Raw genomic sequence first — 24,396 nt, forward strand, 5'->3', positions numbered from 1 at the left:
GGTCCGTTCCCCTCAGCTCGGCCAGCGGACGGTGAGCCCGCCGTCCACGATCACGCTCTGCCCGGTCACGTACGCGGCGTCGTCGGAGGTGAGGAACCGGATCACTCGGGCCGCCTCGTCGACCGTGCCCACCCGTCCGGCCGGGATGATGTTCCCTGCCTCCCGCAGGCCCTGCGGGCCGAGCGAGTTGACCTCGTCGAGCGACTGGGGGCTCTCGATCAGCCCGGGGATCACCGCGTTCACGCGGATCCCGCGCGGCGCCAGCTCGACGGCCAGGGAACGGCACAGCCCGAGCACGCCGGCCTTCGCCGCCGCGTAGTGGCTGTGCTCCTCCCATCCGTACACGCCACCGGCGATGGAGGAGGTGGCGGCCATCGCGCCGCCCTGCGCCATATGGGCCGCACAGGAGCGGAAGATCCGAAGGACGCCGCCGAGGTCGACCGCGAGCATGTCGTCCCACGCGCCGTCGGTCATCTCCGCCAGCGCCTGGCGGCGCAGCACGCCCGCGGCGGCCACGGCGATGTCGAGGCGGCCGAAGGCGTCGACCGCCGCCTGGGCGAAGCGCTCGGTCTGCTCATGCGACCGGACGTCGAGCTCCACGGCCACGCAGCGCCCGCCCGCGGCCTCGACGGCGGCGACGGTGTCGCCCGCGTCGTGCGGGTCGCCGGGGTAGTAGCCGACGACCGAGTGCGCCCCGGCCCTGGCGTAGGCGACGGCCAGGGCCCGGCCGATGCCGCTGGCCCCTCCCGAGATGACCGCGACCTTGCCCTCGAGCCCGTCGTCCCTGGTCATGCGAGAACCTCCTTCTGCTGTGCCGCGTGGTCGCCGAACCGGTTGGTGGTGTTCGTGCCGAGCATCAGGAAGCCCGAGATGAGCATGAACACGGAGCCGGCGCTGATCGCGGCGACGGTCATGGACAGCCCGGCCGCGAGGAGCACGCTGAGCAGCGCCGATCCGGCGATGCCGCCCAGCGGCGCCATGACGTGCGCCACGTTGGCTCCCGTTCCCCGCACGTGCGCGGGGAACGACTCGCCCATGTAGAACAACATCGCGGCGTAGGGGCCGTTGAGGAAGAAAAGCGTCAGCGCGTAGAGCGCGACGGTGAGCCCCTGCCCGGTGGGCAGCAGGAGCATGAGAAGGCTGACGGAGCCGCCGATGAGCCAGCCGAGTGTGATCGTCAGCTTCCGCCCGATCCGGTCGCCGATCCAGCCGTGGAAGAGGTATCCGGCGAATCCGGCGATGTTGGACAGTACGAGGACGATGAGCGCGCTCTCGAACGTGACGCCCTTCGCCTCCACCAGCACCGTGGTGCCGAGGACGGAGAACACCTGGATGCCCATCCAGTTGGTGAGCCACGCGAGCGCCAGGCTGATGGTGTGCCGCCGCAGCCCGGGAGCGAGGACGTCCTTGAGCGCGCCGCTCGTCCTGCCGTCCACCAGTTCGGTGACGTCGTGTTCCCCGGCGAGCAGGCGCGCCCCGTCGTGATCACCCTGCTCCTGCCGGCGCTTGACCTCCTTCATCGCGAGGAACGTCGGAGACTCGGGCAGCTTGAGCGCGAGCAGGATGATCGGGATGGAGAAGGCGAGGGCGAAGAAGAAGGACCACCGCCACCCGGCGAGCGGCAGGAGGACCGCCGTGATGCCCGCCGACAGCAGAGCGCCCACCGGCCACCCCGCCTGCACCAGGCTGAAGACGAAGCCCCGGTTCTTCACCTTCTTGAACATCTCGTTGAGGTAGACGGCGTTGACCACCTCTTCGGAGAGGGACAGGCCGGTGAACGCCCGGATGACGATCACGCTCGCGGCCCCGACCGCGAGTCCGGTGAGCCCCGAGGCGAGCGCGCCGCCGGTCATCAGCAGGACCAGGGCCTTCTTCCGGCCCATCTTGTCCAGGACCGGGCCGACGACGAGGGAGACGACGAACACGCCGACCGTGGCGAAGGTGTTGACCATCGTCGACTGGCTCGTGGACCAGCCGAAATGCTCACCGATCTTGGGCAGGAGTGTGCCGAAGAGGGTGTAGTCGTACACGGAGGCGACCCAGGCGAGGAAGGCGATGACGCTGACGTAGGCGACCGCCCGCTTCGTCACCGGCCGGTTCCAGGGTTCGTTCGCCGGCGCTCGCAGGGACGCGCCCGGCGCTCCCTGGGATGGGACAGCTCCCATGTGGGGGACTCCTCCTAGTTGGGCCCAAGAAGGCACACAAAGGTTTGTGTAACGTTGCACAAAGGTTTGTGTGAGGAGCGAAGACGAAACCCTGACCTTTTCGCGTGCGATGAGACGTGGCCGCCCGCTTGTCGCGCGCCCGTCACGTATGCGTACATCGGCGTCACGCCGGCCGACGGTGGAATGGTCTACCCCACGCGCCTGGCCGGGTGGGCCGCACCTGGGGACCGGTGCGTCCCGGGTCACTACCCAAACCTTTGTGTAACCTGCAGGCAGGTTAAATGTGGCATCCGCCCATGTCAAGGGTCACATGGACGGGCCGGACCCGTCCGTGCCGGCAAACCGGGAGGCCTCCGCCGGCACCGCCGACACCGCCGACACCGTCGACTCGCGGACGACGAGCGTGGGCGGCAGGCGCAGCGGCTCGACCTCGATGCCCTGGAGCAGGTCGAGCAGCATCTCCAGCCCGCGCCGTCCGATCTCGTGCATCGGCGACCGTACGGTGGTCAGCGGCGTGGGCAGCTCCGCCGTCAGCGCGGTGTCGTTGTATCCGACCAGCGCGACGTCGTCGGGGATCGACAGCTTCCTGTCGCGCAGCGCACCCATGACGCCGATCGCCGCGAAGTCGTTGGCGGCGAAGATCGCGTCCGGCAGCGGGCGGCTGTCGAGGATCCGCTCCGCCGCCTCGCGCCCGCCCTGCGCGTCGAAGTGGCCGTGGACGACGCGGTGCGGCGGGACGTCCACACCCGCCTCGCGGAGCGCGTCGATGACGCCCCGCGTCCGGTCGAGGCCGGTGGAGGCGTACGGCTCACCCGCCAGGATCGCGACGTCGCGGCGTCCGATGGAGACGAGGTGCTCGCCCACCAGCCTGCCGCCGAGGTGGTCGTCGCAGGTCACGGACGGGAAGTCGCGGGCGCGCCGGGAGACGAGGACGAACTTCATCCCGCGCTCGGCGACCCCCTGCAGGAACTCGCCGTCGAACTGCGCGTCACCGAAGATCATGCCCTCGACCCGGCGGGACAGCAGCGTCTCGGTCGCGCGTGCCCGCTTCTGCGGGTCGTCGAGGGAGTTGGTGACGAAGGTGGCGAAGCCCTTCTCCGTGGCCGCCTCGTCGATCCCCTCGTAGATGGTGGCGAGCACGTAGTCCTGGAGCCGGGGCACGATCACGCCGATCAGCCGGGAGCGCTGCGTCCGCAGCCCGACGGCCTGCGGATTGGGCGTGTACCCGTGCGAGACCGCCGCGGCCCGGATCCGGATGATCGTCTCCGCGGACGCCCAGCGGCGCGCCGACGCCTCGGAGGCCGAGTTCAGCACCCGGGAGACCGTCGAGGGGGTGACGCCCGTCTCATCGGCGATCATCTGGAGCGTGGCGTGGGGCGTCCGCCTGCCCATCGACACTCCCTGCACCCGCGATCGTCTGCCGGCCCGCGCCCATACACGCGCCGGACATGCCCATTGTCCCCTCCGGGACCGTGCCCATTGTCCCGCCTGGGACCGTGCCCATTGTCCCGCCTCCGGGCCGGTCCGGGAACCGCGCCCGCGCTTCGGATCCCCGAGGACGGTCACTCTTGGTAGTGGAGTGACAGGAAAATCGTTCGCCCTTCCGTCGGGCCCTGCGGCAGCATGGCCACGGCGACGCCGGCATTCGGGAGGGGCTGATGGCTGTGCTCGGATCAGGTGAGGAGGTCGGAGACGGCCCATCTGCGCGGAAATCGGCGGTTCTGCTGGTGCTGCGCTACTACGGCGCCGAGCTGAGGCGTCAGTGGCGGGTCGCGGTGCCCACGCTGACGTTGCCGGCGATGGGGAACATCTGCCTGTTCTACCTGGCGCCCCTGGCGGTGGCCGGGCTCGTGGGGCACCTGTCCGGAGGCGGGGACGGCTCCGTCGGTGCGCTCCTGCCGTACGTGCTCGGCTTCGGCGCGGTGCTGCTGGCGGGTGAGGCGCTGTGGCGGGTGGGGCTGCACTTCCTGAACCGCACCGACGCCCGGGGCATCGAGCGGCTCGGCGTGGTGGGCATGGACGCGTTGCTGGCCAAGGACGCCGCGTTCTTCCACGACAACTTCGCCGGCTCGCTGACCAAGCGGGTCATCGGGTTCTCCTCCAGGTTCGAGGAGTTCGTCGACACGCTCACCTTCTCGATCATGGCCAAGCTGGTGCCCCTCGTCTTCGCCTCGGTGGTGCTGTGGCGCTATCACCCGCTGCTGGTTCTCGTCCTCGTGGGCCTCATCATCGTCACCGGATTCCTCGTCGCCCCGCTCATCCGCCGCCGTCAGGCCCTGGTGGACGAACGCGAGGCCGCCAGGGTGCTGGTGTCGGGCCACGTCTCCGACGTGCTGGCCAACATGGAGACGGTCCGGGCGTTCGCCGCCGAGGAACGCGAAGCCGCGGAATACCGGGCGAGGATCGCCGAGCAGCGCAGGTCGACGCTCCGCTCCTGGGATTACGGCAATCTCAAGGTGGACACCGTCGTCGCCCCGCTGTCGGTGCTCACCAGCTCCGTGGGCCTGCTCCTCGCCGTGGCGCTGCGCGGCGGGCTCGGCGTCGAGGCCATCGTGGTGACGTTCACCTACTACTCGAACGCGATCAGCATCATGTTCGAGTTCAACCAGATATACCGGCGCGTGGAGAGCGTGCTCACCGAGGCGGCCCAGTTCACCGAACTGCTCCTCGAGCCGCCGACCGTGGTGGATCCGGTCGATCCGCAACCGCTGCGCCCGGCCGACGCGAGCGTCCGCTTCGACCGGGTGAGGTTCGCGCACGGCCGCGGCCCCCTCCTGTTCGAGGACCTGGACCTGGACATTCCGAGCGGTGCCAAGATCGGGCTGGTCGGCCAGTCCGGCGGCGGCAAGACCACCCTCACCCGCCTGTTGCTGCGTCTCATGGACATAGACGGAGGCAGGATCCTGATCGGCGGCCAGGACATCGCCCGGCTGCGTCAGGCGGACCTGCGTAGCCTCATCGCCTACGTCCCCCAGGAACCCGCCATGTTCCACCGGTCCGTACGCGACAACCTCCTGTTCGCGCGGCCGGGCGCCACCGAGGCCGAGATCCTCCGGGCCGCCCGGGCGGCGCACGTCACGGAGTTCGTCGAGGCCCTGCCGGACGGCTTCGACACCCTGGTCGGCGAGCGCGGCGTCAAGCTCTCCGGCGGCCAGCGGCAACGCATCGCACTCGCGCGCGCCATCCTGCGCGACGCCCCCATCCTCCTGCTGGACGAGGCGACCAGCGCCCTGGACTCCGAGAGCGAGATCCTCGTCCAGGAGGCCCTGTGGCAGTTGATGCAGGACCGGACCGCGCTCGTGGTCGCGCACCGCCTGAGCACCGTCGTCCGTATGGACCGGCTCGTCGTGCTCAACCGGGGACGCATCGTGGAGCAGGGCACCCACGGCGAACTGCTCCAGGCCGACGGCCCCTATGCCCGGCTCTGGCACCACCAGTCCGGGGGCTTCCTCATCGACGACGACACCCCCGAATCGCTCGACCGTCAGCCCACCCAGACCGTCACCTGAGCAGGCCTGTCCGCCGATCACCCCCGGGGTGACCGGCGGACGGGCCGGGTAGGTGCCCCGCAGCCACCCGAAAAGGCGTCGTCAGCTTCCGTAGATGAGAAGGACGAGATATCCGGCTGGGCATATCGCCCAACCGCACCAGAACGACAGACGCGAGAGGTTCGCCACCCTCGGCGACTGTGTCCGCCTCAGCGCCTTCACGGATAGGGCGGCCCCCAGGACGCCGATCACCAGGAAGACAAGCGGCGTATAAACGACGAGAATCGGGATCGTATAAAGGCTCAACGTCGCAATGAAGAGAAAGAACGCCACGACGACATAGGTGGCGAAAGCTGCGACCACACCGGCTAGGCCCCATAACAGTTGTCTCACCGGCACACGCATGATCGGATGATCCTCCTGTCCGAGAGGAGTCGCATGACCGGCAGAGGCGGCGTGCGATCGCTGTGTATGCCCGGGCAGACTGATTCGGCCGCATTGCCGGGTCTTCTCACGCGGTGCGGCGGCGCGCGGCGCTGCCATACGAATGTTTTCGTTCAGGGCAGTTCGCGGCGCACCAGAGCTTTGGAGAAAGGTTCTCCGGTTCTCCGGGCGAACGTCATACGTGCGCGCACCTCGCTGAGCGAGCGCGGGCGGAACCCAGGGCCCCCGCAACAACTCTTGTTGAAGCGGACACCCGCGTGCAGCAGCACCGAAAGGGTCCGCCAGCCTGCGCTGTCCCTACGACGTGGAGCCGCGAAGGCGGAGCCGACATGGATGAGCGGCTGGGCACACCGGGGGCAGCGCCGATCGTCGAGGTCCGGGCCTGGATATGGCTGCTTGTACGAGGCACGGCACGGCAAACAGACGAAAGACGTCTTTCCAGAGGCCATACGGTCAGAGTAGGCCGATCATGCAGCAGGAGCGACAGATTTTCGATCCGCTTTCCCGGAGGCTTGGGGCGTTCAGGGAAGTCGCTCGCGGAGAGCCAGCCACTGATCGAGCGCTTCTGCTGTGGGCGTCACTGACAGATGGCCACGGATGGCCTGGGCCGGGGCCAACAGGTTCTTGCACTGGCGGAGGGCCAGGATCTCCGCGTGTGGCCGCTGCCGCCAGGTGGTGACCCACTCTGCGGCGTCCTCCAGTCGCAGGGGGAGAGCCGCAAGGATGTCCACGGCGAGGGCAGCCGGGTTGAAAAGCGGTTCGTCTGTGGAGCCGACGTTCTCGATAAGAAACGCGCGCAGGTGGAATCTGCGCGCGTTGGCAGAAATGGCGTCCAAACCCGCGGCCTCGGCTCTCGCGAGCGCGTACATGGCCGTCTGCGCCCACAGCCACCGCCCTTCGCCTTGCTCGGGCTGACGGGCGTAGAAACTGTTCACATCCCACACCGAGAGCCAGCGGTTGACGGATTCAGGCGGGTGGGCGACCACATGGTCACTCTCTCACGCGCCGCGCGAGCCTCGGGGATGTGCCTTCAGGGCTTTCGTAGTAATGGGCGATGGAGGCGCGATGAGGTAAGCCGCCAGGCCGGAGGTGGCCGGGTTCCAGCCGGACGCCGGTACGTAGTTCGGCGAGCGCCGGAGCGAACCGATGCTCATGCAGGTCAGGGATGCGGCCCTTGCTGCGGATCGATTCAGCCGGGCCGGCATAGATCGGCGCCGTGTCCGCGTCCTTGGCTGGTGACACCGCGAGGAGGACAGGTGGATCCAGGATTCGAGGAGGACTTCCGGGCCTTCGTCATCGATCGATCAGGGGCGCTGTTCCGCACCGCGTACCTGCTGACCGGTGACCGGCACGCCGCCGAGGACCTGGTGCAGTCGGCGTTGGCGAAGACGGCCGCGAAGTGGCGCGGCCTGCGCGATCCCGCGTCGATCGAGGGTTACGTCCGCCGCGTCATGTACCACGAGCAGGTGAGCCGGTGGCGGCGCCGTTCCCGCGTCGCGGAAGTGCCCACCGCATGGCTGCCCGACCGGATCGGCGGTGAGCACGCCGAGATGGTGGACCTTCGCCTGGTGATGCGTACGGCTCTCGCCCGGCTCACGCCCCGGCAGCGGACCATGCTCGTGCTCCGTTATTTCGAGGACCTGTCGGAGACCGAGATCGCCCGATTGCTCGGCGTCGGGGTGGGGTCGGTCCGTAGCCAGATCTACCGGTCGTTGGAGCGTCTGAAGAAGGCGGCGCCCGAACTGAGCACCGTGAGGGAGTTCGGATGAACATCGAGGATCTGCTGCGCGAGACCCTCTCCGAGATGGCCCACGAGGAGCAGCCACCCCCGCCGGGCCGGTTCCTCCGCGTCGACGGGGGCCGATCCCGTCGCCGCGGCCTCGCGCTGGCGTCGGCGGCGACCGTCACCGTGCTGGCGGTCGGATCCACGCTCGCGGTCCAGGGCCTGTCCTCGCGTACGGCGGCCCCCGAGGTTCTCACCGGGCAGGGCCCCGGCGAGACGCGCACGGCTAACCGGATCACGGTGCACGAAGGACTGCGGCTCTCCAGGGTGTTGACGGATCTGTCGGCCGCCACCGGCAAGCCGTTGGAGGAGTTCGAGCGGGCCGCCGAGGACGGTGCGGCGCTCGGCCTTCCCGCGTACGCCAAGGGTGCCCTGGAAGGATTCGCCTTCCCCGGGACCTACGACGTCTCGTCCACGTCGAGCCCGGAGAAGGTCCTCGCCGCGATGGTGACACGCTTCAGGAGCGTCGCCGAGGACACCGGCCTGGTGGAAGGCGCCAGGCGTCTCGGCCGTACGCCCTCGGAGATCATGACCATCGCCAGCATCGTGCAGGCCGAGTCGCGCGACAAGCGCGACATGCCCAAGGTTGCGCGAGTTGTCTACAACCGGCTGAACCGCACGCCCGAGATGAGGCTGCAGATGGACAGCACGGTTCTGTACGGCCTGAACAAGTTCGGCAGCAGGGCCTCGAACGAGGACCTCAAGAGCCGGTCGCCGTACAACACCTACGCACGCCTCGGCCTGCCGCCCGGTCCCATCTGCAACCCGGGCGCGGACGCCATCGAGGCTGCCCTGAACCCGGCCTCCGGTCGCTGGTTGTGGTTCGTGGTGACCGACCCGAAGAAGGGCGTCATGAAGTTCGCCGACACCCACTCCGAGTTCGTCAAGCTCATCGAGGAGCACAAGAAGAACCTGAAGACCGGCTGAGCGAGTGGCGCGCCGGGCCCGTCATGACGGAGCGCCGCCGAATCCGATCTCGTTCCCGTCGGGATCGCGGTACGTGGTCTTGCGCACGCCGTTCGAGTAGGTCTCCTGCTCCACCGGGTCCAGTCCTCGATCGGCGATTTGCGCGACGATCGCATCGAGGTCATCGACGAAGATCGTGTGCATGGCGTGGCCGGCATGCTCGGGCCGTCGCTCGATGAACACGTATCGATGCTCCGCCAGCTCCCACACGGCCTCCGTGTCGTTCGGGAAGAACGCCGGCGGCGAACCCAGCAGCTGTTCATACCACCCCAGTGCCACCGTGTAGTCGGCCACCGGGATTCCCGCAAACAGGTCAAGGGTCATGACGTGATCGTATGAATTCCGGAGGGGATGCCGAGGGCAGGCTCAGGCGCTCGAGTCGCCCGGCCGGCGGATGATCGGCCGGACGTCGATGACCGCCATGTCAGCCGCGTGGGCAGCGGCGATGCCTTCGTCGCTGTCCTCGTACACGGTGCAGCGATGTGGAGGGACCCTCAGCAGCTTCGCCGCGTGCAGGAAGATGTCCGGCGCGGGCTTGCCCCGTTCGACGTCGTCGCGGGTGACCAGGGTGGCGAACCGGTGGCGGATCGGCAGGTGGCGGAGCGTCGTCTCGATCACTTTCCGGGCGCCGCCGGAGGCTACCGCCATGGGCAGCCTGCCGTGAAAGGAGGAGACCACCGCCTCGATCTCCGGGTGGACGCGGATCTCGTGCGCCGTCCGCAGGAACCGTTCGTCACGGTCCGCCACGATCTCCTCCACGGTCCGTCGGAGCCGGAGGCCGCCCTCGCGTGCCAGCAGACAGATCATCTCGGCGGAGGATAGGCCGGTGCGCGCGTCGAACCACTTCTGGTCCAGCCGCACGCCCTCCTCCTTCAGCGCTCTGGCCATCGCGAGATAGTTCGCCCGCTGGGTGTCTACCAGCGTTCCGTCCCAGTCGAAGAGCAGGGCGCCGGCGTCTCCCGGATGGAGTTCAGGCAACACGTCGTCCGCCTTCCCGCGAGGGTGATCGGCTCTCATCCTCGCACCGTGGGCGTCTTGACGATCAATGGTCACGGCGCTGGCCCCCGCTCCGCACAGGTCCGGCTCCGGCCTCCGAGAACGTACGGCCTCGTGTCTCCGGCATCGTCCTCCACACAGGACGGCGACGGAGACGGCGGTGATGGCCGCGTACACGGTGAAGGCACCGGCGAGGGAGAGCCGTTGGGCCATCGGAAGGAACGTGGTCGCCGCCAGGAAGTCCGCCGCCCAGTGCACCGCGGTGGCCAGGCTCATCAAGGTCGCGCGTACCGATCGCGGATATACGTCGCCCCCAGATCGAGCCAGACGAGGAACCTCCCCGCGACGAGCGACACCGCCATCCCCTGGACCCGGGGGCAGGTTGTGTTCCGCTGCGGTCAGAGGCAGCGCGCCGGCGATCACTCCGGTGCCGTACCCGAACAGCAGCCCGCACACCGAGGCGAGGAGCGCCGCGAGGACGAGACGCCCGGAACGGAGCGTCGTGACGATGCTCACCGTTCGGTCTCCATCACGGCGTCCCCTGTCTGGTGCCGGCATCCGGTGTCACCGTGCTGTCTTCACCGTCCGCGTGGACACGACGGCGCCTTCCATGGCTGCCGAGGCGACCAGGGCTTCGCCGATGCGCCACACGCCGCGAGTGGGAGACAGTCGCGGGAGCCGGCCCGCCGTCGAGCACGGCACGGGCGAATTCGGCGACCTGCAGCTGGTAGTGGTCCGTTGCCGGTACGCGCTCCTCTCACTACGCCGCTGGTTGTGGCGCTCGCGCTCGGTCTGCGGTGGAAGTACGTGGACCTCAAGCGGGGACAGCTCCGGATCTTCTGGCAGATCAAGCACGAGCGTTACCGGCACGGCTGCGCAGATCCGCACGCCTGCGGGGCCGCCCTCCACCGGTACCCGTGCCCGGCCGACTGCCCCGAGGCGAAGCGGACGTCCGGGCGGCGGCACACCTGCGTCAAGCAGCGGTGCCCGGCCTCCTGCGACCGGCACGGCGGCAGGTGCCCGAACTTCTGCGAACCCGGCTGCACCAAGCACGCCCCCTCATGCCCTCAGCGCGTCGGCGGATGGACCTTCGTGAAGCCCAAGGGCAAGAGCAGGCGCGTGGTTCCGCTTCCTCCGCCGTTGATCCCGCTCCTCAAGCTGCACCGTGAAGCCCAGGAACCCGAACGGGCGGCGGCGGGGGAGAAGTGGCAGGACCGAGATCTCGTCTGGTGCGAGCCGGACGGCAGCCCGATCGACTCTCGGCAGGACTGGGAGGAATGGAAGGAACTGCTCCGCCTGGCCGAGGTCGAGAAGGACGCCAGGGTCCACGACGCCCGGCACACGGCGGCGACGCTGCTCCTGGAGCAGGGGATAGACATGCGAGTCGTTCAGGTGATCCTCGGCCACTCCCAGCTCACCACGACGAAGCGCTACACCCACGTCACCGAGAACCTGGCCGGCGACGCCATGGCGCGGATGGGCCGGGCGCTGTGGGACGAGTGAACCGGCGACTGCACAACTGCAACCGGAAATGCAACCGGGCAGGCTTCCGAACGATCACGATTCGGGAGTCTGCCCAGCTCATTGAGGGTGGGGCGCCAGGGACTCGAACCCTGAACCGACGGATTAAAAGTCCGCAGCTCTGCCATTGAGCTAGCACCCCGTGGTCATGCTCCTCGGACCCGCCGCGTCGCGGTGTGATCCGCGGAACACTCCCCACAATGCAGGGTACAGAGAGTACCGCGTCTTCGGCGACGCCATTGTCCCTGATCGCCCCGCCGGGGCGACCGGAGGCGTCAGCGGAAGGCGTCGAGACCCGTGAGCGCCTTGCCCAGCGTGAGCAGGTGCACTTCCTGGGTGCCCTCGTACGTGAGCACGGACTCCAGGTTGGTCATGTGCCTGATGACGGGGTACTCCAGCGTGACGCCGTTGGCTCCCAGCACAGTACGCGCCTGGCGGGCGATGTCCAGCGCGGCCCGGACGTTGGCGAGTTTGCCGAAGCTGACCTGGGTGGGCTTCAGCTTCCCGGCGTCCTTGAGCCGGCCGAGGTGGAGGGCGGTGAGCCCGGCCTGGCCGAGTGCGACCGCCATCCAGGCCAGCTTCTCCTGCGTGAGCTGGAACCCGCCGATCGGCTTGCCGAACTGCACCCGCGTGGTGGCGTAGTCCACGGCCGCCTCCAGGCAGGCCCGGCCCGCGCCGACGACGCCCCACAGGATGCCGAATCGCGCCTCCGTGAGACACGACAGCGGGCCCTTCAGGCCCACGACGCCCGGCAGGACCGCGGAGGCGGGCAGCCGTACGTCGTCGAAGTACAGAGAGGAGGTGACCGAGGCCCTCAGGGACAGCTTCCGGTGGATCTCAGGGGCGGAGAAGCCCGGCGTCGAGGTGGGGACGACGAACCCCCGGATGCCCTCGTCGGTCTGCGCCCACACGACCGCCACGTCGGCGATCGAGCCGTTGGTGATCCACATCTTGGCGCCGTTCAGGATCCAGTCGCCGGACGGGTCCTGCTTGGCGGTGGTGCGCATGCCCGCGGGGTCGGACCCGTGGTCGGGCTCGGTCAGGCCGAAGCAGCCGATGGCCTCCCCTGAGGCCAGCCGGGGCAGCCATTCCTCCTTCTGCTCGTCCGAGCCGTACTTCCAGATGGGGAACATCGCCAGCGACCCCTGGACGGACACGAACGACCGCAACCCCGAGTCGCCCGCCTCGAGCTCCCGGCAGGCCACGCCGTACGAGACGGCGTCCAGCCCGGCGCAGCCGTACCCCTCCAGGTGCATGCCGAGCAGGCCGAGCGAGCCCAGGACCGGGGCGAGCTCGCGGGCGGGGAAGGTGCCCTGCTCGAACCACTCGCCGACATGGGGCAGGACCTTGTCGGAGACGAGTTCCCTGACGGAGTCCCTGATCATGCGGTGCTCGGGGTCGAGCTGGTCGTCGAGTTCGAGGAGGTCGTCCATGTCCGTCAGGGTATCCGGGCCCCCTCGGGGTAGGGCCAGGGGGAATCCCGATGTGCGCCCACCCCCCGGACAGGCACTGTGGAGGTATGAACGAGATGAACACCAACGGTTCGGTCAAGCAGCTCCACCGCACTCGGAACGGCAGGATCGTCGCCGGGGTGTGCTCGGGCGTCTCCGAGTACACCGGCATCGACGCCAACATCCTGCGCCTCGGGCTCGCCGTCGCGAGCTTCTTCGGCGGCCTCGGCGTCGGCGTCTACGCCGTCGCCTGGCTCCTCCTCCCCGAGGAGGGCAAGAACACCTCCATCGTCCAGGACCTCATCAACAAGAACAAGGACGGCCACGTCTGGCAGGACGCCAAGGCCAAGTGGGACAACGTCCAGCAGGGCTGGAACCAGGGCGGCCGCCCCACCGGCACCCCCTACCCCCCGCAGGCTCCCCAGGCCCCCGGCTACGAGCAGCACCCGTACGGCCGGTCCTCCACCGGCGACTCGCAGAACCAGGGTCCGCAGGCCTGACTCAGGTAGCGGCAGCCCGGACCTTGGCGATGATCTCCCTACGCGACTCGGTCCAGAGCATGGTGAGCACGGCCGCGGCGCACAGCCCGGCCACGCCCGCCAGCGTCACCACCGGCTCTGGGCCGAGCCTCTGGGCGGCGGCGCCCCCGGCGAGGATGCCGGCGCCCTGTGCGGCCAGCAGCCCCGACTGCACCAGCCCGAACGCCGCGGCCCGCCCTGACGCCGGGACGCATTGGACGAACGCCGCGTTCGCCGCGAGCTGGTAGGCCCCGCCGACTCCGGACAGCACCCACAGGGCGAGCACGCCCTCCAGCGGGGGCCGGATCACGCACAGCACGAGCGGCGCGCAGGTCAGCATGGCCAGCCAGCCCATGCCCCGCAGCCGCCCCGAGGGCGTGACGAACCGCCCGAAGAAGAACGCGCCGATGACCGTGCCCGTCGGCATCGCCGCCATCAGCAACCCCGTGATCACTGGGACGGGCAGCCTCCCGTCGGCGAGCGCCGCCGCGTACGGCGCCGCGATGCCCTCGGGGATCACGTAGAAGCCGCACAGCCAGGCGAACAGCACAAGCGTGCGCAGCCGCCGTTCGCCGAACACCAGACGCGCGCCGGACAGCGTCATCCGCCACATGGACGGCCGGCCGTCCTCCCGCACCGGCGCCGGGCGGTGCCGCACTCCCGCCACGATGACCAGGGCGGAGCCGAGGAACGTCGCGCAGTCCAGCGCCAGTGCCCGGTACGGCCCGAGCACGGCGATCGCCGCGCCCCCGGCGGCGAACCCCAGCATCTGCACCGCCTGGTTGGTCACGTTCTGCAGGGCCGACCCCACGACGTACCGGTCGCCGTCGAGCACCTCGGGCAGCAGCGCCGCGCGGGCGGCGGAGAACGGCGCCCCGAGCAGGACCACGCAGAAGACCAGCGCGCACAGCACCGGGAACGGTGTCGAGGGCAGGGCCATCACGGCGAGCATCAGGGCGCGCAGCACGTCGCACCAGAGCATGACCCGCCTGCGCGGGTACCGGTCGGCGAGCCCGGCCAGCAGGGGCCCGCCGAGGATGGGCGGCAGGTAGGTCAGCGCGTAGACGGCGGCCGTGGCCAGCGGTGACGCGGTCCGGCTGTAGACGAGCACGGCGAGCGCCACCTGGGCGAGCTGGTCGCCGAGCAGCGACATGCCCTGCCCGAGCCACAGGGCCCGGAACTCGGGGATCGCGGCGACCTCCCGGTAGGTGGTCCGCACCTCGGGAGGACGACGATGGCGGCCGGACAGCCTGCCGGGCTTGGGGGCCGCCATCTCACTCCGCAGAGGTCGCTCCGCCGGCCGTGTCCGCCGGTGTCCGTCGCGACGACTGGATATGACAGCCCGTGGTCAACATGTCACTTACAGTGCCGGTCGGATGCGACTTTTGCAAGCCGCTGACGATCCGCTTTCGCGGAACGCGAACGCGAACCGTCGCCTGACGAGGGGAAAGGGCCCTACCAGCCGAGTTCGTGCAGCCGCTCGTCGTCGATGCCGAAGTGGTGGGCGATCTCGTGGACGACGGTGATGCGAACCTCCTCGACCACGTCGTCCTCGGTCTCGCAGATCTCCAGCGTCGGGTTCCGGTAGATCTCGATCCGGTCCGGGAGCACCCCCGAGTACCAGTCGCCCCGCTCGGTCAGCGGAATGCCGGTGTAGAGCCCGAGCAGGCCGGGCTCGGGCGGGTCGTCCACCACCACGACCACGACGTTGTCCATGACCTTGGCCAGATCCGGGGGAATCGTGTCCAGCGCCTCGGCCACGAGCTCCTCGAACCTCTTCAGCGGGACGTCGATCACGTGCTCATCGTGTCATCGCGAGGTGGCGGTGCGGTAGCGCCGTACGGCGAGTGGCCCGAACACCGCGATGATCAGCAGCGACCAGCACAGCGAGGCCGTCACGGGATGCCGGAGAGGCCAGGAGGCGGCGGCCGAGCCGGGGTTGCCGAACAGCTCGCGGGCGGCCGAGACGACCGCGCTCATCGGGTTCCAGTCCGCGATGGCCCGCAGCCATCCGGGCAGCCCCTCCAGCGGCACGAACGCGTTGGCCAGGAACGTCATCGGGAACAGCCAGCCGAACGTCGCGGCGTCCGCCTGCGCACCGCTCTTCACGAACAGCCCGATGTACGTGCCCAGCCAGATCATCGCGTACCCGAACAGGGCGAGCAGCGCGAAACCGGCGAGCGTCTCCAGCGGCGTGCCGCGCGGGCGCCAGCCCGCGATCAGTAGGCCGCACGCGGTCATCGTGGCGAGCGACAGCCAGTCCTTGGACAGGTCCGCGAGGCTGCGCCCGGCCAGTACGGCGCCGCGGGCGATGGGCTGGACGCGGAAACGGTCGATGATGCCACGGGCCATGTCCTCGGCGACCGATGTGGCGGAGGCGACCGCCGACAACGCCATGACCTGCATGAAGATGCCGGGCATGAGGTAGCTCCGGTAGTCGCCCCCGCCGGGCAGGCTGATCGCGCTGCCGAAGACGTACCCGAACAGGATGGTCATGATGACCGGCGCGACCAGTTCGGCGGCGATCTGGCCGGGCTGGGCGCGCAGCTGGGCGAAGCTGCGGCCCGCGATGACGAACGTGTCGCTCAGGGCCCGGAGCAGCCTTTGCGTCCCCGTCGCGGGAGGTTCCACGGTGATCACGCCGCCTCCTTCTCTCGGGCGGGCGCGTCCGTGAGGGCCAGGAACACCTCGTCCAGCGTCGGCCGGCGCAGCCCCAGGTCCTCCACGCCGACCCCGGCGGCGTCGAGGGCCGCGGCGACCCTGACCAGGGAGGCGGCGCCGTCCGGGACGGGCATGACGAGCCTGCGCCCGGCGAGGTCGATCTCGGGCTCGCCGGGCAGCACGCGGCGGACCGCCTCGACGCCCGGCGCCACGTCGCCGGCCTCGCGGAAGGCGACGCTCACCCGGTCGCCGCCCACCGTGGCCTTGAGCGCGGCCGGCGACCCTGACGCGACCACCCGGCCCGCGTCGACGACCGCGATCTGGCCGGCCAGGTGGTCGGCCTCGTCGAGGTACTGCGTGGTGAGCAGCAGGGTGGTCCCCTCGGCGACGAGTCCGCGCAGCACGTCCCACAGCGCGAGGCGGCTGCGGGGATCGAGGCCGGTGGTCGGCTCGTCCAGGAAGAGCACCGACGGGGCGACGATCAGGCTGGCGGCCAGGTCGAGCCTGCGGCGCATGCCGCCCGAGTAGGTCCGCACCGGCCGGTTCGCCGCCTCGGTGAGGCCGAACCGCTCCAGCAACTCCTCGGCCCTGCCGCGGGCCGTACGGCGGGGCAGGTGGTAGAGCCGGGCGAACAACTCCAGATTGCGGCGTCCGGTCAGCAGCTCGTCCACGGCCGCGTGCTGGCCGGCGAGGCCGATGCGGTAGCGGAGCCGTTCGGCGTCCCGCACCACGTCGCACCCGGCGACCCGGGCCCGGCCGCCGTCGGGGCGCAGCAGCGTGGTGAGGATGCGCACCATCGTGGTCTTGCCCGCGCCGTTGGGCCCGAGCAGGCCGCACACCGAACCGCCCGGCACGTCGAGGTCGACGCCCCGCAACGCCTCGGTCGTGCCGAAGCGCTTGCGCACTCCCTCCGCAAGGATCACGGCATCTCCTTAACGCAGTTAAATTTAACAACGTTAAGGATGCATTGAACGCCGTTAAGCTGTCAACCGTGGCACTCGAACGCGACACGATCGTCAGGACCGCGATCCGGCTCCTCGACGAGGTGGGGCTGGAGAAGCTGACCCTGCGCAGGCTGGCGACCGAGCTGGGCGTGCAGGCGCCCGCCCTCTACTGGCACTTCAGGAACAAGCAGGAGCTCCTGGACGAGATGGCCGAGGCGATCTCCGTACAGGAACCGCTGGCTCCGCTCGCCGAGGGGGAGTCGTGGGAGGAGTGGCTCGCGGAGTGGTTGCGAGGCCAGCGCCGCGCGTTCAAGTCGCACCGCGACACCGCGCGCCTGACCGCCGGCACGCACCCCGGCACGGCCACGTTGCGGACGGTCGAGACCATCCTGGAGTCGCTGCTGCGGGCCGGGTTCACCCGTACGGACGCGATGTGGGGTCTGGGCACGCTCGCGAGCTTCCTCGGCGGATTCGTGCTGGAGGAGCAATCCGACCAGGAGCGGGGAACGAACGACCCCGCCCTGTTCGAGGGAGCGCTGGAGAGCCTCGCGCCCTACCCGAACGTGCGCGCCGTCATGGCCGAGACCGGCGGCCCGCAGACGGACGCGTCCTTCGAGCACGGCATGGCGCTGATTCTGTCCGGCATGCGGGCGCGTCTGGAGGCTCAGGCGGACGGTCGGTAACCGGAACACCGTGTTCTGGTAACCAAAAAGGCCGCATCTTCGGGTAGTCAGGAAGGGATGGAGATTTCGCGGTTGCGGGCGCTCGCCCGGAGAACGGTCGGCGGCCGGTTCGCCCGTGTGCTCGTTCGCGTGCTCGCGGTCGTGCTGGCGGCGGTGGTCGGCGGATGGCTCGGCATGGCCTTCGGCGCCAAGGTGGACACACCGGTCGGGCCCGCGGACATCGGCATGTCCCTGACCCCGTCCTGGAGCGGGGAGACCGTCATCGACGTACGGCCTCTCGGCACGCTCAGCTTCGACAGCCACAGCGGCCCGTTGCGGCTCGACCTGTCGATCGAGGCGGTGCATCCGGAGGTCGCGGAGGAGATCCTCAAGAACCCCCGGTGGGCCGACCGCCTCCCGACGACGATCGAGGCAGACGTCATCTCGGGGCTGCGGAGCCTCGTCGTGCGGGCGGTGCTGTTCGCCGTCGCCGCCGGGTTCCTCACCGGCCTGGTCGCCTTCCGCCGGCTGTCCCGGGCGGCCTGGACCGCGGCCGGCTCGCTGGCGATGGTCGTCGCCCTCGGCGGCGTCGCCGCGCTGACGTTCAACCCGCGCTCGATCGCCGAGCCCCGGTACACCGGGCTGCTCACGGGCGTGCCGTCCCTGGTCGGCAGCGCCCAGTCGATCGTGACCAAGTTCTCCGAATACCGCGGCCAGCTCGCCAAGCTGGTGACCAACGTGTCCCAGTTGTACGAGGCGGGGTCGAATCTGCCGATCTTCGACCCCGACCCGGACACCATCCGCGTCCTGCACGTCTCCGACCTGCACATCAACCCGCTGGCCTGGAACATGATCAAGTCGCTGAAGGAGCAGTTCAAGGTCGACCTGATCATCGACACCGGCGACATCGCCGACCACGGGACCAAGGCCGAGAACGAGTACGTCAAGGAGATCGACTCCCTCGGCGTCCCGTACGTCTACGTGCGCGGCAACCACGACTCCATGACGACCCAGCGGGCGGTCGCGAAGCAGAAGAACGCGATCGTGCTGGACGGAGCCGCCGCCACGGTCGAGGGGCTCAGCGTCTACGGCATCGGCGACCCGAGGTTCACCCCCGACAAGTCCGTCCAGGCGGCGGGTGACGAGAGCAAGAGCCTCCTCGACCTCGGCCGGGCCAACGCGGGCAAGCTGGCGCCGCGTGACTGGCCCAGGTCCGCCTCCACCTCGGCCCCGGACAAGATCGCCGCCGACATCGTGGCGGTGCACGACCCGACCGTGGGCCGGGGTCTGTCCGGGTACGTGCCGCTCGTGCTCAGCGGACACGTCCACGCGCGGTCCACCGAGCTGATGCCCTCGGGCACCCGGCTGATGATCCAGGGGTCGACGGGAGGCGCCGGTCTGCGCGGCCTGGAGCACGACGAGCCGACCCCGCTGACCGCCTCGGTGCTCTACTTCGGCAAGAGCAGCCACCGCCTGGAGGCCTGGGACGACATCACCGTCGGAGGCCTCGGCGAGCAGTGGATCCAGTGCGAGCGTCATATCGAGCCGGACCCTGGTCGTACAATTTTTCCCGAGTCGCCGCAGGCGCCGTCGCCGACGGCAACCGGCAGCGGCTCGCCGTCGCCGGTCGCTTTGGCATCAGGGGCAAACGTCCCCTATGCTTCAGAGGTCTCCGACGGAAGGCGTCACGGAACAGGGCGGAAGCCTTGAGCCCCCATCGTCTAGCGGCCTAGGACACCGCCCTTTCAAGGCGGCGGCACGGGTTCGAATCCCGTTGGGGGCACGTGGAGCGCGTCGAGCGCACCGGATGACGGAAGGTCGAAGACCTCCCGGAAGCTGGTAAGCTAGGCGAGCCGAACAACACGGGGAAGCGAAAGCTCCCCCGGACATAAAGGTCCTGTAGAGCAGTTTGGAGTGCTCGCCACCCTGTCAAGGTGGAGGTCGCGGGTTCAAGTCCCGTCAGGACCGCGTACAGCGGCAGTAGCCGAGGTCAGGTAGCTCAGTTGGTACGAGCGTCCGCCTGAAAAGCGGAAGGTCGGCAGTTCGACCCTGCCCCTGACCACCACCCTTGAACAGCCCAAACGCCCCGAGCGATCACGCTCCGGGGCGTTTTCGATGTCCAGGCATTGCGACGTCGCTCGACAGCCGGGACAGTGTGATGCCTATGGAGGCTGCTGTCCTGCCGAAGTTCCTGCTGCTCGACCAGGACGACCGCGTCCTGGGCCACTGCCTTGACGCCGAAGGTGTCTTCGTGGAGACGCCGCACGATGACCAGGACGTGACGATCGAGCTTCTGGGTTGCCTTCCGTCCCAGCCGATGCGCGACTACCTGAGTGGATCCAAGCGCTATCGCCAGCGGAATCCGCTGGATGTGGGAGGGCTGCGGATGCTCGACCTCGCTGGGGAGCCACTCGCAGATTTCTGGGTGGGCGAGCTCTTTGACTGGCGACCCTCGACGATCGATCCTCGGCGGGTAGACGTGGTCGCCGACTGGGGGTGGGACAGTCCACATGCCAGTTCACGTCATGTATGGGAGCACTGGCTTGCCGCCAGGCCAGACAGACCCGATCTTTGGGCCGGCTACACAGGAGCGGACAGAGAGGAATGGCTGACCATCGTCCGTCTTCAGGACCGGTGGCGGACAAGACAGCCTGATCGTCTGTCAGGCCGTACGTATGATCTCAGTGGATCACATGTCACTGATAAGGCCGGCTTCTACCTCGCGGTCGGAGAGGCGATCAACGGGCCGGGCGGCTACTTCGGCTGCAACCTCGATGCGCTGAACGACTGCCTGCGCGGGAGGTTCGGGGCGCAGACGCCGTTCACATTGATCTGGCACGAATTACAGGTCGCTCGGGAGTCGCTGGTGACTCCCTTTGATGGTCCGGACGAGCCCTCCACCTATTACGACGTCATCCTTTCCATCCTTCAGGACCACGATGTGGCCGTGGTGTTGAGGTGATCTGGCGAGCGGGCCCGGGTGTCTTACTTCCGGTTCAGTCAGCTGATCCAGCGCACCGGTTGCCCGGTTAGGCGGGCGATGGCGTCAAAATCGGCGTCTGCATGCAACACGGTGAGCTTGTGATGGCGAGCCGTTACCGCCATGAGGAGATCGACGGGAGAGGCACACTGGTGCCATCCCCTGTCAGCGAGTTCGCGCTGCAGCCGACTTGTCTCGTCCCAAGCCGATTCGGGAATGAAGTAGTACGGAAAGGTCTCCCGAAGCAGGCTGTCGGCTTCGTAGAAGGCCGGCCGGCCGCCGACTGCTCTGAGGTACTCCTGCCTGATCGGCTCGCAGATGCCGACAAGCCCGGCGGAAACCGTGATATCCCATTCCGCACCCACCTGACCGCGGTAGAAGCGGACTAAGGCACTGGTGTCGATGAGGTAGAGCTCTGTCACGTCACAGCCTGTTGTGCGCTGTCACCCTTCTCGACGACCGAGAAATCGATCTCTCCCTCAGCCACCATTTCGCGCATACGAGCTATGGCGGCTGCACGTCTGCGTCGGTCGACGATCTCTCGTAGAGCGGCGTTGACCGTGTCTTTCTTGGAAGAAGTGCCGAGCAGCTTCGCGGCCTCGGCCAGGGCCTCGTCATCGAGGTCGATCAGGGTCTTGGTCATGGGCACCGCCACGCTCGTATATATAAATCCAGATTAGTATATCAGTAGACGCTGGCCGATGAGAGTTCTCAGCGGCAGAATCTCTGCGAAGACCTGGCCGGGTGCCACCCTGCCTTGGCTGTGTCGCCGGTTGCCTGTGCGTATGGGCTGGCCTGATCAGCTCGACTGGGGCGCCTTCGAGAGGGCATGGCATGACAACGGATGCCGCATCCTGAGGGACCTTGCAGCGGCGTGTCCAGGCGAGCGGCTGTACAGCGCGGCCTTTCATCTCTTCTACCTGGACGACGTCAAGATCCTCCCGCCTGCCCTGGCCGCCAACACCGAGGCAGCGGTGCACGAGGACGACGGGTACTCGACGCGGTTCACCCCGCCGGAGTGGCGGTGGGACGTCCTGGACTCGGGCTCTCGCCGACGCGATCGAGTCCGGTAGGCGGCCTGAAGCCTTCGCCGAGCAGGCGACTCGGACGGCGACGACCCCTCGTCATCTGGCCACCGACCCCGTCTGAGCGCGGGTTATCGCGCCATCGTCCGGCCTGCCAGGACGGCGTCCCAGTCGACCGTCCGGGCCCACTGGGCGTAGCTGTGCCAGGCCACGTCCGGGTACGTGGCGTGCAGCCCGTCGACGTCGAGGAAGTCGGTGTTCTCCTCGAACCGTTGGAACATGTCGGCGATCTCGTCGCCGGCCCACTGGCGGACCTGGTCCAACGGCAGTCGGTAGTACGGGATCTCGCGGCCGAGGACATCGCTGAGAATTCGGGCCGCCTCCTCGCCGGTCACCCGGTCGGAAACGACGTCGATCCGCTCGCCGACGAACCGGTCCGGGTGCTCGATGGCGTGTACGGCGAGGCCGGCGATGTCTCGGACGGTCACCTGGTCCAGCGGCTTGGCCGCGGACAGCGGGTTGGCCAGGACGCCGTCACCGAGGCGGCTGAAGCCGACGTTGAAGACGTTCTCCATGAAGTACACGGGCCCCAGGACGGTCGCCCGTACCTCCTGCTCTCGCAGATACGCCTCGACAAGCTGCTTGCTGTCGGCATGGTCGATGTCGGTCGCCGTGAGCCGGTCGGCGCCGCGGACCGAGGAGTACACCAGGTGCGCGCCGGCGCGCATCGCGACATCGACCAGGAGGCGGCCCTGGGCAACCTCCTCGTCCTTCCCGCCGGATCCGAACGGCACCGAGAGGCCGAAGATCGCATCGACGCCCCGGGCGGCGCCGGCGAGGGCCTCCGGATCGGCCAGGTCGCCGGGGACGAGCCGGACTCCGGCAGCGGACAATGCCCGCGCGGACGGCGCCTCGGGCGACCGGACGTAGGCGATGACCTCGTGGCCGTGGCCGAGCAGCAGCTCGGCGACGGCGCCGCCTTGCTTCCCGGTGGCGCCGATGACGAGAACAGTGGCCATGAAAAAGCTCCTTCGCGGCGACTCGTGGACAGCGCCGATCCTTTGGCCTCAACCTTGGTTGAGGTCAAGTGTTAGGGTCGGCCCGTGTCTCGGGCCCGCACCACGTTCCATGAACTCACCGTCGGACAAGTCGCGGACCGCAGCGGCGTCGCGATCTCCGCGCTGCACTTCTACGAACGCCAAGGCCTCATCCGTAGTACCCGGACGTCGAGCAACCAGCGGCGATACAGCCGCGACACGCTGCGCCGGGTCGCCTTCATCCGGGCATCCCAACACGTCGGGATCTCGCTCGCGGCGATCCGGGAGGCCCTGGGTCAACTCCCGAGTGAGCGCACTCCGACCCCCGACGACTGGGCTCGCCTGTCCGCGAGCTGGCGAACCGAGCTCGACGCACGCATCGCGCACCTGCGGGCGCTCCGCGACGACCTCACCGAGTGCATCGGATGCGGCTGCCTGTCGCTGCGGTCCTGCCATCTGACCAATCCACGCGACGTGCTGGGACGCGAAGGTCCGGGCGCGCGACGCCTGCCGCCAAGGCGATAACCGGCGCCTGCGCCCGTCCCGGGCGCGCACCGGCCCGGTCCGGCCGACAGTTGACTGTGTCACTCCGGGTAGTTGTGGCGACACGGAAAGTAGTACCAGGATCTGGGGTGACCACCACAACTGCCGAGGAGGCTTTCTTGACGCTGTCCAGCGTTCCCGCTCTCGCCCGCCGCCTGGCTGGTACCGCCGCCCTGGTCCTGACGGTCGGCGCCGTCGGCCTGCCGGCCACGGCGGCCACCCTGCCGGCGCAACCGCCGCACGGTGTAGCCGCGCAGAACGGCGCTCCCCGGCTGCCCGCCGGAGACGATGTGTACCGCACCTGGTACACGAGCCACTCCAAGTGCGTGGCGGCGGGCCAGGGAGGGATCGATCGAGGCCACTGGGAGCACTACACGTGCTCCGAGGGCGACTGGTTCTGGCACCTGTGGACCAACCGCTGAGCCGGCGGGACGACAGGCATACGGGAGACGGCCGCGAGCCGGGCGTGACGTCCGGTTCCGCATGGTCGGTGTAGGAGCCGTAGGCGCAGGCGCCGTGTGAAGCGGTGCCTGCGCGCTCGGGCGTCGACTCCGGAGGTGGTTCCAGCAGCCCGAACGTGACGGGCGGTCACGCTCCGGGGCGTCCTGTGCCGGGGAAGATGCGGTCCAGGTGGCGGTCGACGGCGTCGACGACGGTCTCCTCGGTGTAGTGGCCGATCAGGGTCGGATTGACCAGCCCCTGGGTGATGGCGAAAAGGATCACGGCCTCTCGCTCGGGGACCAGATCGGCCGGAGCCTCGCCGTTCTGCTGAGCGCGCCGGATCTGCTCCGCGAAGAAAACGGCGTGGTAGGGGTATCCCTCGCGCAGGGTCGCGGCGTACACCGGCTCGACCGCCGACCGGGCGAGGAACGCCAGCGCGATCCGGGCCTCGGTGCGCCGCTCGTCGTCGAGGGGCAGCATCTCGATGATCGCGCTACGGACGAGATCACGGGGTGAGCGGGGGTCGAGGCAGGCGTTGACCCGCTGGTAGATGCGCTCGTGTACGTGGATCAGCGCGAAAATCATCATCTGATCCTTGGTGGCGAAGTAGTGCTGGATCCTGCCCATGGAGACACCGGCCTCCGCCGCCACGTGTCGCAGGCTGACGCCTTCCATTCCCTCGCGATCGATGATCCGCAGCAGCGCGTCCGCTATCTGCCTGCGCCGAGCCTGGTGATCCACCTGTTTGGGCATGCCGGTCCAATTTCTCAA

At 69.0% G+C, this 24,396-nt stretch carries 28 protein-coding genes, 4 tRNA genes and 1 pseudogene; 14 read left to right on the top strand and 19 right to left on the bottom strand.

Annotated features, from left to right (window positions below; translation table 11 throughout):
• Positions 1-12: 12 nt before the first annotated feature.
• The 3 genes from ACWEQG_RS28675 to ACWEQG_RS28685 form a co-directional block, all read right to left on the bottom strand.
• On the bottom strand, positions 13-792 hold the full coding sequence (locus ACWEQG_RS28675) for an SDR family NAD(P)-dependent oxidoreductase (protein WP_452289411.1): 780 nt from the start codon (positions 790-792) through the stop codon (positions 13-15).
• Positions 789-2,165, bottom strand: a complete 1,377-nt coding sequence (locus ACWEQG_RS28680; RefSeq protein WP_452289413.1) for an MFS transporter — start codon at positions 2,163-2,165, stop codon at positions 789-791. The genes ACWEQG_RS28675 and ACWEQG_RS28680 overlap by 4 nt, the downstream gene beginning before the upstream one ends.
• Before the next feature lie 306 nt (positions 2,166-2,471).
• Positions 2,472-3,557, bottom strand: a complete 1,086-nt coding sequence (locus ACWEQG_RS28685; RefSeq protein WP_452289415.1) for a LacI family DNA-binding transcriptional regulator — start codon at positions 3,555-3,557, stop codon at positions 2,472-2,474.
• A 266-nt stretch (positions 3,558-3,823) separates the two neighbouring features.
• Between ACWEQG_RS28685 and ACWEQG_RS28690 the strand changes: the two genes are divergently transcribed.
• A complete protein-coding gene (locus ACWEQG_RS28690; RefSeq protein WP_452289417.1) occupies positions 3,824-5,674 on the top strand; it encodes an ABC transporter ATP-binding protein in 1,851 nt (616 codons plus the stop codon).
• An 81-nt stretch (positions 5,675-5,755) separates the two neighbouring features.
• On the opposite strand, the gene ACWEQG_RS28695 is transcribed toward ACWEQG_RS28690, so the two are convergent.
• From ACWEQG_RS28695 to ACWEQG_RS28705, 3 genes are all read right to left on the bottom strand, one after another.
• Positions 5,756-6,058, bottom strand: coding sequence for a hypothetical protein (locus tag ACWEQG_RS28695; RefSeq protein WP_452289419.1), 303 nt, complete (start codon positions 6,056-6,058; stop codon positions 5,756-5,758).
• 560 nt (positions 6,059-6,618) lie between these two features.
• On the bottom strand, positions 6,619-7,083 hold the full coding sequence (locus ACWEQG_RS28700) for a hypothetical protein (RefSeq protein WP_452289421.1): 465 nt from the start codon (positions 7,081-7,083) through the stop codon (positions 6,619-6,621).
• Between the two features lie 4 nt (positions 7,084-7,087).
• Entirely contained in the window at positions 7,088-7,339 is a 252-nt protein-coding gene (locus ACWEQG_RS28705; protein ID WP_452289422.1) for a hypothetical protein, read from the bottom strand.
• A gap of 14 nt (positions 7,340-7,353) precedes the next feature.
• On the opposite strand from ACWEQG_RS28705, the gene ACWEQG_RS28710 reads away from it, so the two are divergent.
• Together ACWEQG_RS28710 and mltG are read left to right on the top strand one after the other, a co-directional pair.
• Positions 7,354-7,866: a SigE family RNA polymerase sigma factor gene (locus ACWEQG_RS28710; protein WP_452289424.1), complete on the top strand. Its 513-nt coding sequence runs from the start codon at positions 7,354-7,356 to the stop codon at positions 7,864-7,866.
• Positions 7,863-8,807: an endolytic transglycosylase MltG gene (gene mltG, locus ACWEQG_RS28715; RefSeq protein WP_452289426.1), complete on the top strand. Its 945-nt coding sequence runs from the start codon at positions 7,863-7,865 to the stop codon at positions 8,805-8,807. The genes ACWEQG_RS28710 and mltG overlap by 4 nt, the downstream gene beginning before the upstream one ends.
• A gap of 21 nt (positions 8,808-8,828) precedes the next feature.
• Here the strand turns inward: mltG and ACWEQG_RS28720 are convergent, their stop codons facing one another.
• The 3 genes and pseudogenes from ACWEQG_RS28720 to ACWEQG_RS28730 all read right to left on the bottom strand — a co-directional run.
• The gene (locus ACWEQG_RS28720) at positions 8,829-9,170 is read right to left on the bottom strand and encodes a VOC family protein (RefSeq protein WP_452289428.1); all 342 of its coding nucleotides are present in this window, start codon (positions 9,168-9,170) and stop codon (positions 8,829-8,831) included.
• A gap of 42 nt (positions 9,171-9,212) precedes the next feature.
• Complete coding sequence (locus ACWEQG_RS28725; protein ID WP_452289604.1) at positions 9,213-9,827, bottom strand: HAD family hydrolase; 615 nt, start codon at positions 9,825-9,827, stop codon at positions 9,213-9,215.
• Positions 9,828-10,043: 216 nt separating this feature from the next.
• Positions 10,044-10,400 (bottom strand): annotated as a pseudogene (locus tag ACWEQG_RS28730) (hypothetical protein); the annotation flags it as partial.
• Between the two features lie 216 nt (positions 10,401-10,616).
• On the opposite strand from ACWEQG_RS28730, the gene ACWEQG_RS28735 reads away from it, so the two are divergent.
• On the top strand, positions 10,617-11,345 hold the full coding sequence (locus ACWEQG_RS28735) for a tyrosine-type recombinase/integrase (RefSeq protein WP_452289430.1): 729 nt from the start codon (positions 10,617-10,619) through the stop codon (positions 11,343-11,345).
• A gap of 88 nt (positions 11,346-11,433) precedes the next feature.
• On the opposite strand, the gene ACWEQG_RS28740 is transcribed toward ACWEQG_RS28735, so the two are convergent.
• Positions 11,434-11,505, bottom strand: a tRNA-Lys gene (locus ACWEQG_RS28740).
• A 133-nt stretch (positions 11,506-11,638) separates the two neighbouring features.
• On the bottom strand, positions 11,639-12,796 hold the full coding sequence (locus ACWEQG_RS28745; RefSeq protein WP_363461762.1) for an acyl-CoA dehydrogenase family protein: 1,158 nt from the start codon (positions 12,794-12,796) through the stop codon (positions 11,639-11,641).
• A gap of 86 nt (positions 12,797-12,882) precedes the next feature.
• Here ACWEQG_RS28745 and ACWEQG_RS28750 point away from each other — a divergent pair, with 86 nt between their 5' ends.
• Positions 12,883-13,314 (top strand): PspC domain-containing protein, encoded by a 432-nt coding sequence (locus ACWEQG_RS28750; RefSeq protein WP_452289432.1) that lies wholly within the window; start codon positions 12,883-12,885, stop codon positions 13,312-13,314.
• Between the two features lies 1 nt (position 13,315).
• On the opposite strand, the gene ACWEQG_RS28755 is transcribed toward ACWEQG_RS28750, so the two are convergent.
• The 4 genes from ACWEQG_RS28755 to ACWEQG_RS28770 form a co-directional block, all read right to left on the bottom strand.
• Positions 13,316-14,605: an MFS transporter gene (locus ACWEQG_RS28755; protein ID WP_452289434.1), complete on the bottom strand. Its 1,290-nt coding sequence runs from the start codon at positions 14,603-14,605 to the stop codon at positions 13,316-13,318.
• A gap of 182 nt (positions 14,606-14,787) precedes the next feature.
• A complete protein-coding gene (locus tag ACWEQG_RS28760) occupies positions 14,788-15,129 on the bottom strand; it encodes a metallopeptidase family protein (protein WP_363461756.1) in 342 nt (113 codons plus the stop codon).
• 12 nt (positions 15,130-15,141) lie between these two features.
• Positions 15,142-15,972 (bottom strand): ABC transporter permease, encoded by an 831-nt coding sequence (locus ACWEQG_RS28765; protein WP_452289436.1) that lies wholly within the window; start codon positions 15,970-15,972, stop codon positions 15,142-15,144.
• Positions 15,969-16,916 (bottom strand): ATP-binding cassette domain-containing protein, encoded by a 948-nt coding sequence (locus ACWEQG_RS28770; protein ID WP_452289438.1) that lies wholly within the window; start codon positions 16,914-16,916, stop codon positions 15,969-15,971. Before ACWEQG_RS28770 ends, ACWEQG_RS28765 begins: the two co-directional genes overlap by 4 nt.
• A 68-nt stretch (positions 16,917-16,984) precedes the next feature.
• On the opposite strand from ACWEQG_RS28770, the gene ACWEQG_RS28775 reads away from it, so the two are divergent.
• The 6 genes from ACWEQG_RS28775 to ACWEQG_RS28800 all read left to right on the top strand — a co-directional run bounded on the left by ACWEQG_RS28775 (position 16,985) and on the right by ACWEQG_RS28800 (position 20,561).
• Positions 16,985-17,620: a TetR/AcrR family transcriptional regulator C-terminal domain-containing protein gene (locus ACWEQG_RS28775; RefSeq protein ID WP_452289440.1), complete on the top strand. Its 636-nt coding sequence runs from the start codon at positions 16,985-16,987 to the stop codon at positions 17,618-17,620.
• A 57-nt stretch (positions 17,621-17,677) separates the two neighbouring features.
• On the top strand, positions 17,678-19,309 hold the full coding sequence (locus tag ACWEQG_RS28780) for a metallophosphoesterase family protein (RefSeq protein WP_452289442.1): 1,632 nt from the start codon (positions 17,678-17,680) through the stop codon (positions 19,307-19,309).
• A tRNA-Glu gene (locus ACWEQG_RS28785) sits at positions 19,310-19,382 on the top strand.
• Between the two features lie 110 nt (positions 19,383-19,492).
• Positions 19,493-19,567: transfer RNA gene (locus ACWEQG_RS28790), tRNA-Asp, on the top strand.
• A gap of 20 nt (positions 19,568-19,587) precedes the next feature.
• Positions 19,588-19,664, top strand: a tRNA-Phe gene (locus ACWEQG_RS28795).
• A gap of 99 nt (positions 19,665-19,763) precedes the next feature.
• Positions 19,764-20,561, top strand: coding sequence for a barstar family protein (locus tag ACWEQG_RS28800; protein WP_452289444.1), 798 nt, complete (start codon positions 19,764-19,766; stop codon positions 20,559-20,561).
• A 38-nt stretch (positions 20,562-20,599) separates the two neighbouring features.
• Here ACWEQG_RS28800 and ACWEQG_RS28805 read toward each other — a convergent pair whose 3' ends face one another.
• Positions 20,600-21,001 carry a PIN domain-containing protein gene (locus tag ACWEQG_RS28805; protein WP_452289446.1) on the bottom strand — a complete coding sequence of 134 codons (402 nt, stop codon included), beginning with the start codon at positions 20,999-21,001 and terminating at the stop codon, positions 20,600-20,602.
• Positions 20,998-21,222, bottom strand: coding sequence for a type II toxin-antitoxin system VapB family antitoxin (locus ACWEQG_RS28810; RefSeq protein ID WP_452289448.1), 225 nt, complete (start codon positions 21,220-21,222; stop codon positions 20,998-21,000). The genes ACWEQG_RS28805 and ACWEQG_RS28810 overlap by 4 nt, the downstream gene beginning before the upstream one ends.
• A 142-nt stretch (positions 21,223-21,364) precedes the next feature.
• Here ACWEQG_RS28810 and ACWEQG_RS28815 point away from each other — a divergent pair, with 142 nt between their 5' ends.
• A complete protein-coding gene (locus ACWEQG_RS28815; RefSeq protein WP_452289450.1) occupies positions 21,365-21,652 on the top strand; it encodes a hypothetical protein in 288 nt (95 codons plus the stop codon).
• Between the two features lie 83 nt (positions 21,653-21,735).
• Here the strand turns inward: ACWEQG_RS28815 and ACWEQG_RS28820 are convergent, their stop codons facing one another.
• On the bottom strand, positions 21,736-22,623 hold the full coding sequence (locus tag ACWEQG_RS28820; RefSeq protein ID WP_452289452.1) for an NmrA/HSCARG family protein: 888 nt from the start codon (positions 22,621-22,623) through the stop codon (positions 21,736-21,738).
• An 84-nt stretch (positions 22,624-22,707) separates the two neighbouring features.
• Between ACWEQG_RS28820 and soxR the strand changes: the two genes are divergently transcribed.
• Positions 22,708-23,166: a redox-sensitive transcriptional activator SoxR gene (gene soxR, locus ACWEQG_RS28825; protein WP_452289454.1), complete on the top strand. Its 459-nt coding sequence runs from the start codon at positions 22,708-22,710 to the stop codon at positions 23,164-23,166.
• 137 nt (positions 23,167-23,303) lie between these two features.
• The gene (locus ACWEQG_RS28830) at positions 23,304-23,606 is read left to right on the top strand and encodes a hypothetical protein (protein ID WP_452289455.1); all 303 of its coding nucleotides are present in this window, start codon (positions 23,304-23,306) and stop codon (positions 23,604-23,606) included.
• 166 nt (positions 23,607-23,772) lie between these two features.
• Here the strand turns inward: ACWEQG_RS28830 and ACWEQG_RS28835 are convergent, their stop codons facing one another.
• Positions 23,773-24,378, bottom strand: a complete 606-nt coding sequence (locus ACWEQG_RS28835) for a TetR/AcrR family transcriptional regulator (protein WP_452289457.1) — start codon at positions 24,376-24,378, stop codon at positions 23,773-23,775.
• Positions 24,379-24,396: the final 18 nt, after the last annotated feature.

This window comes from Microbispora sp. NPDC004025 (assembly GCF_053604425.1).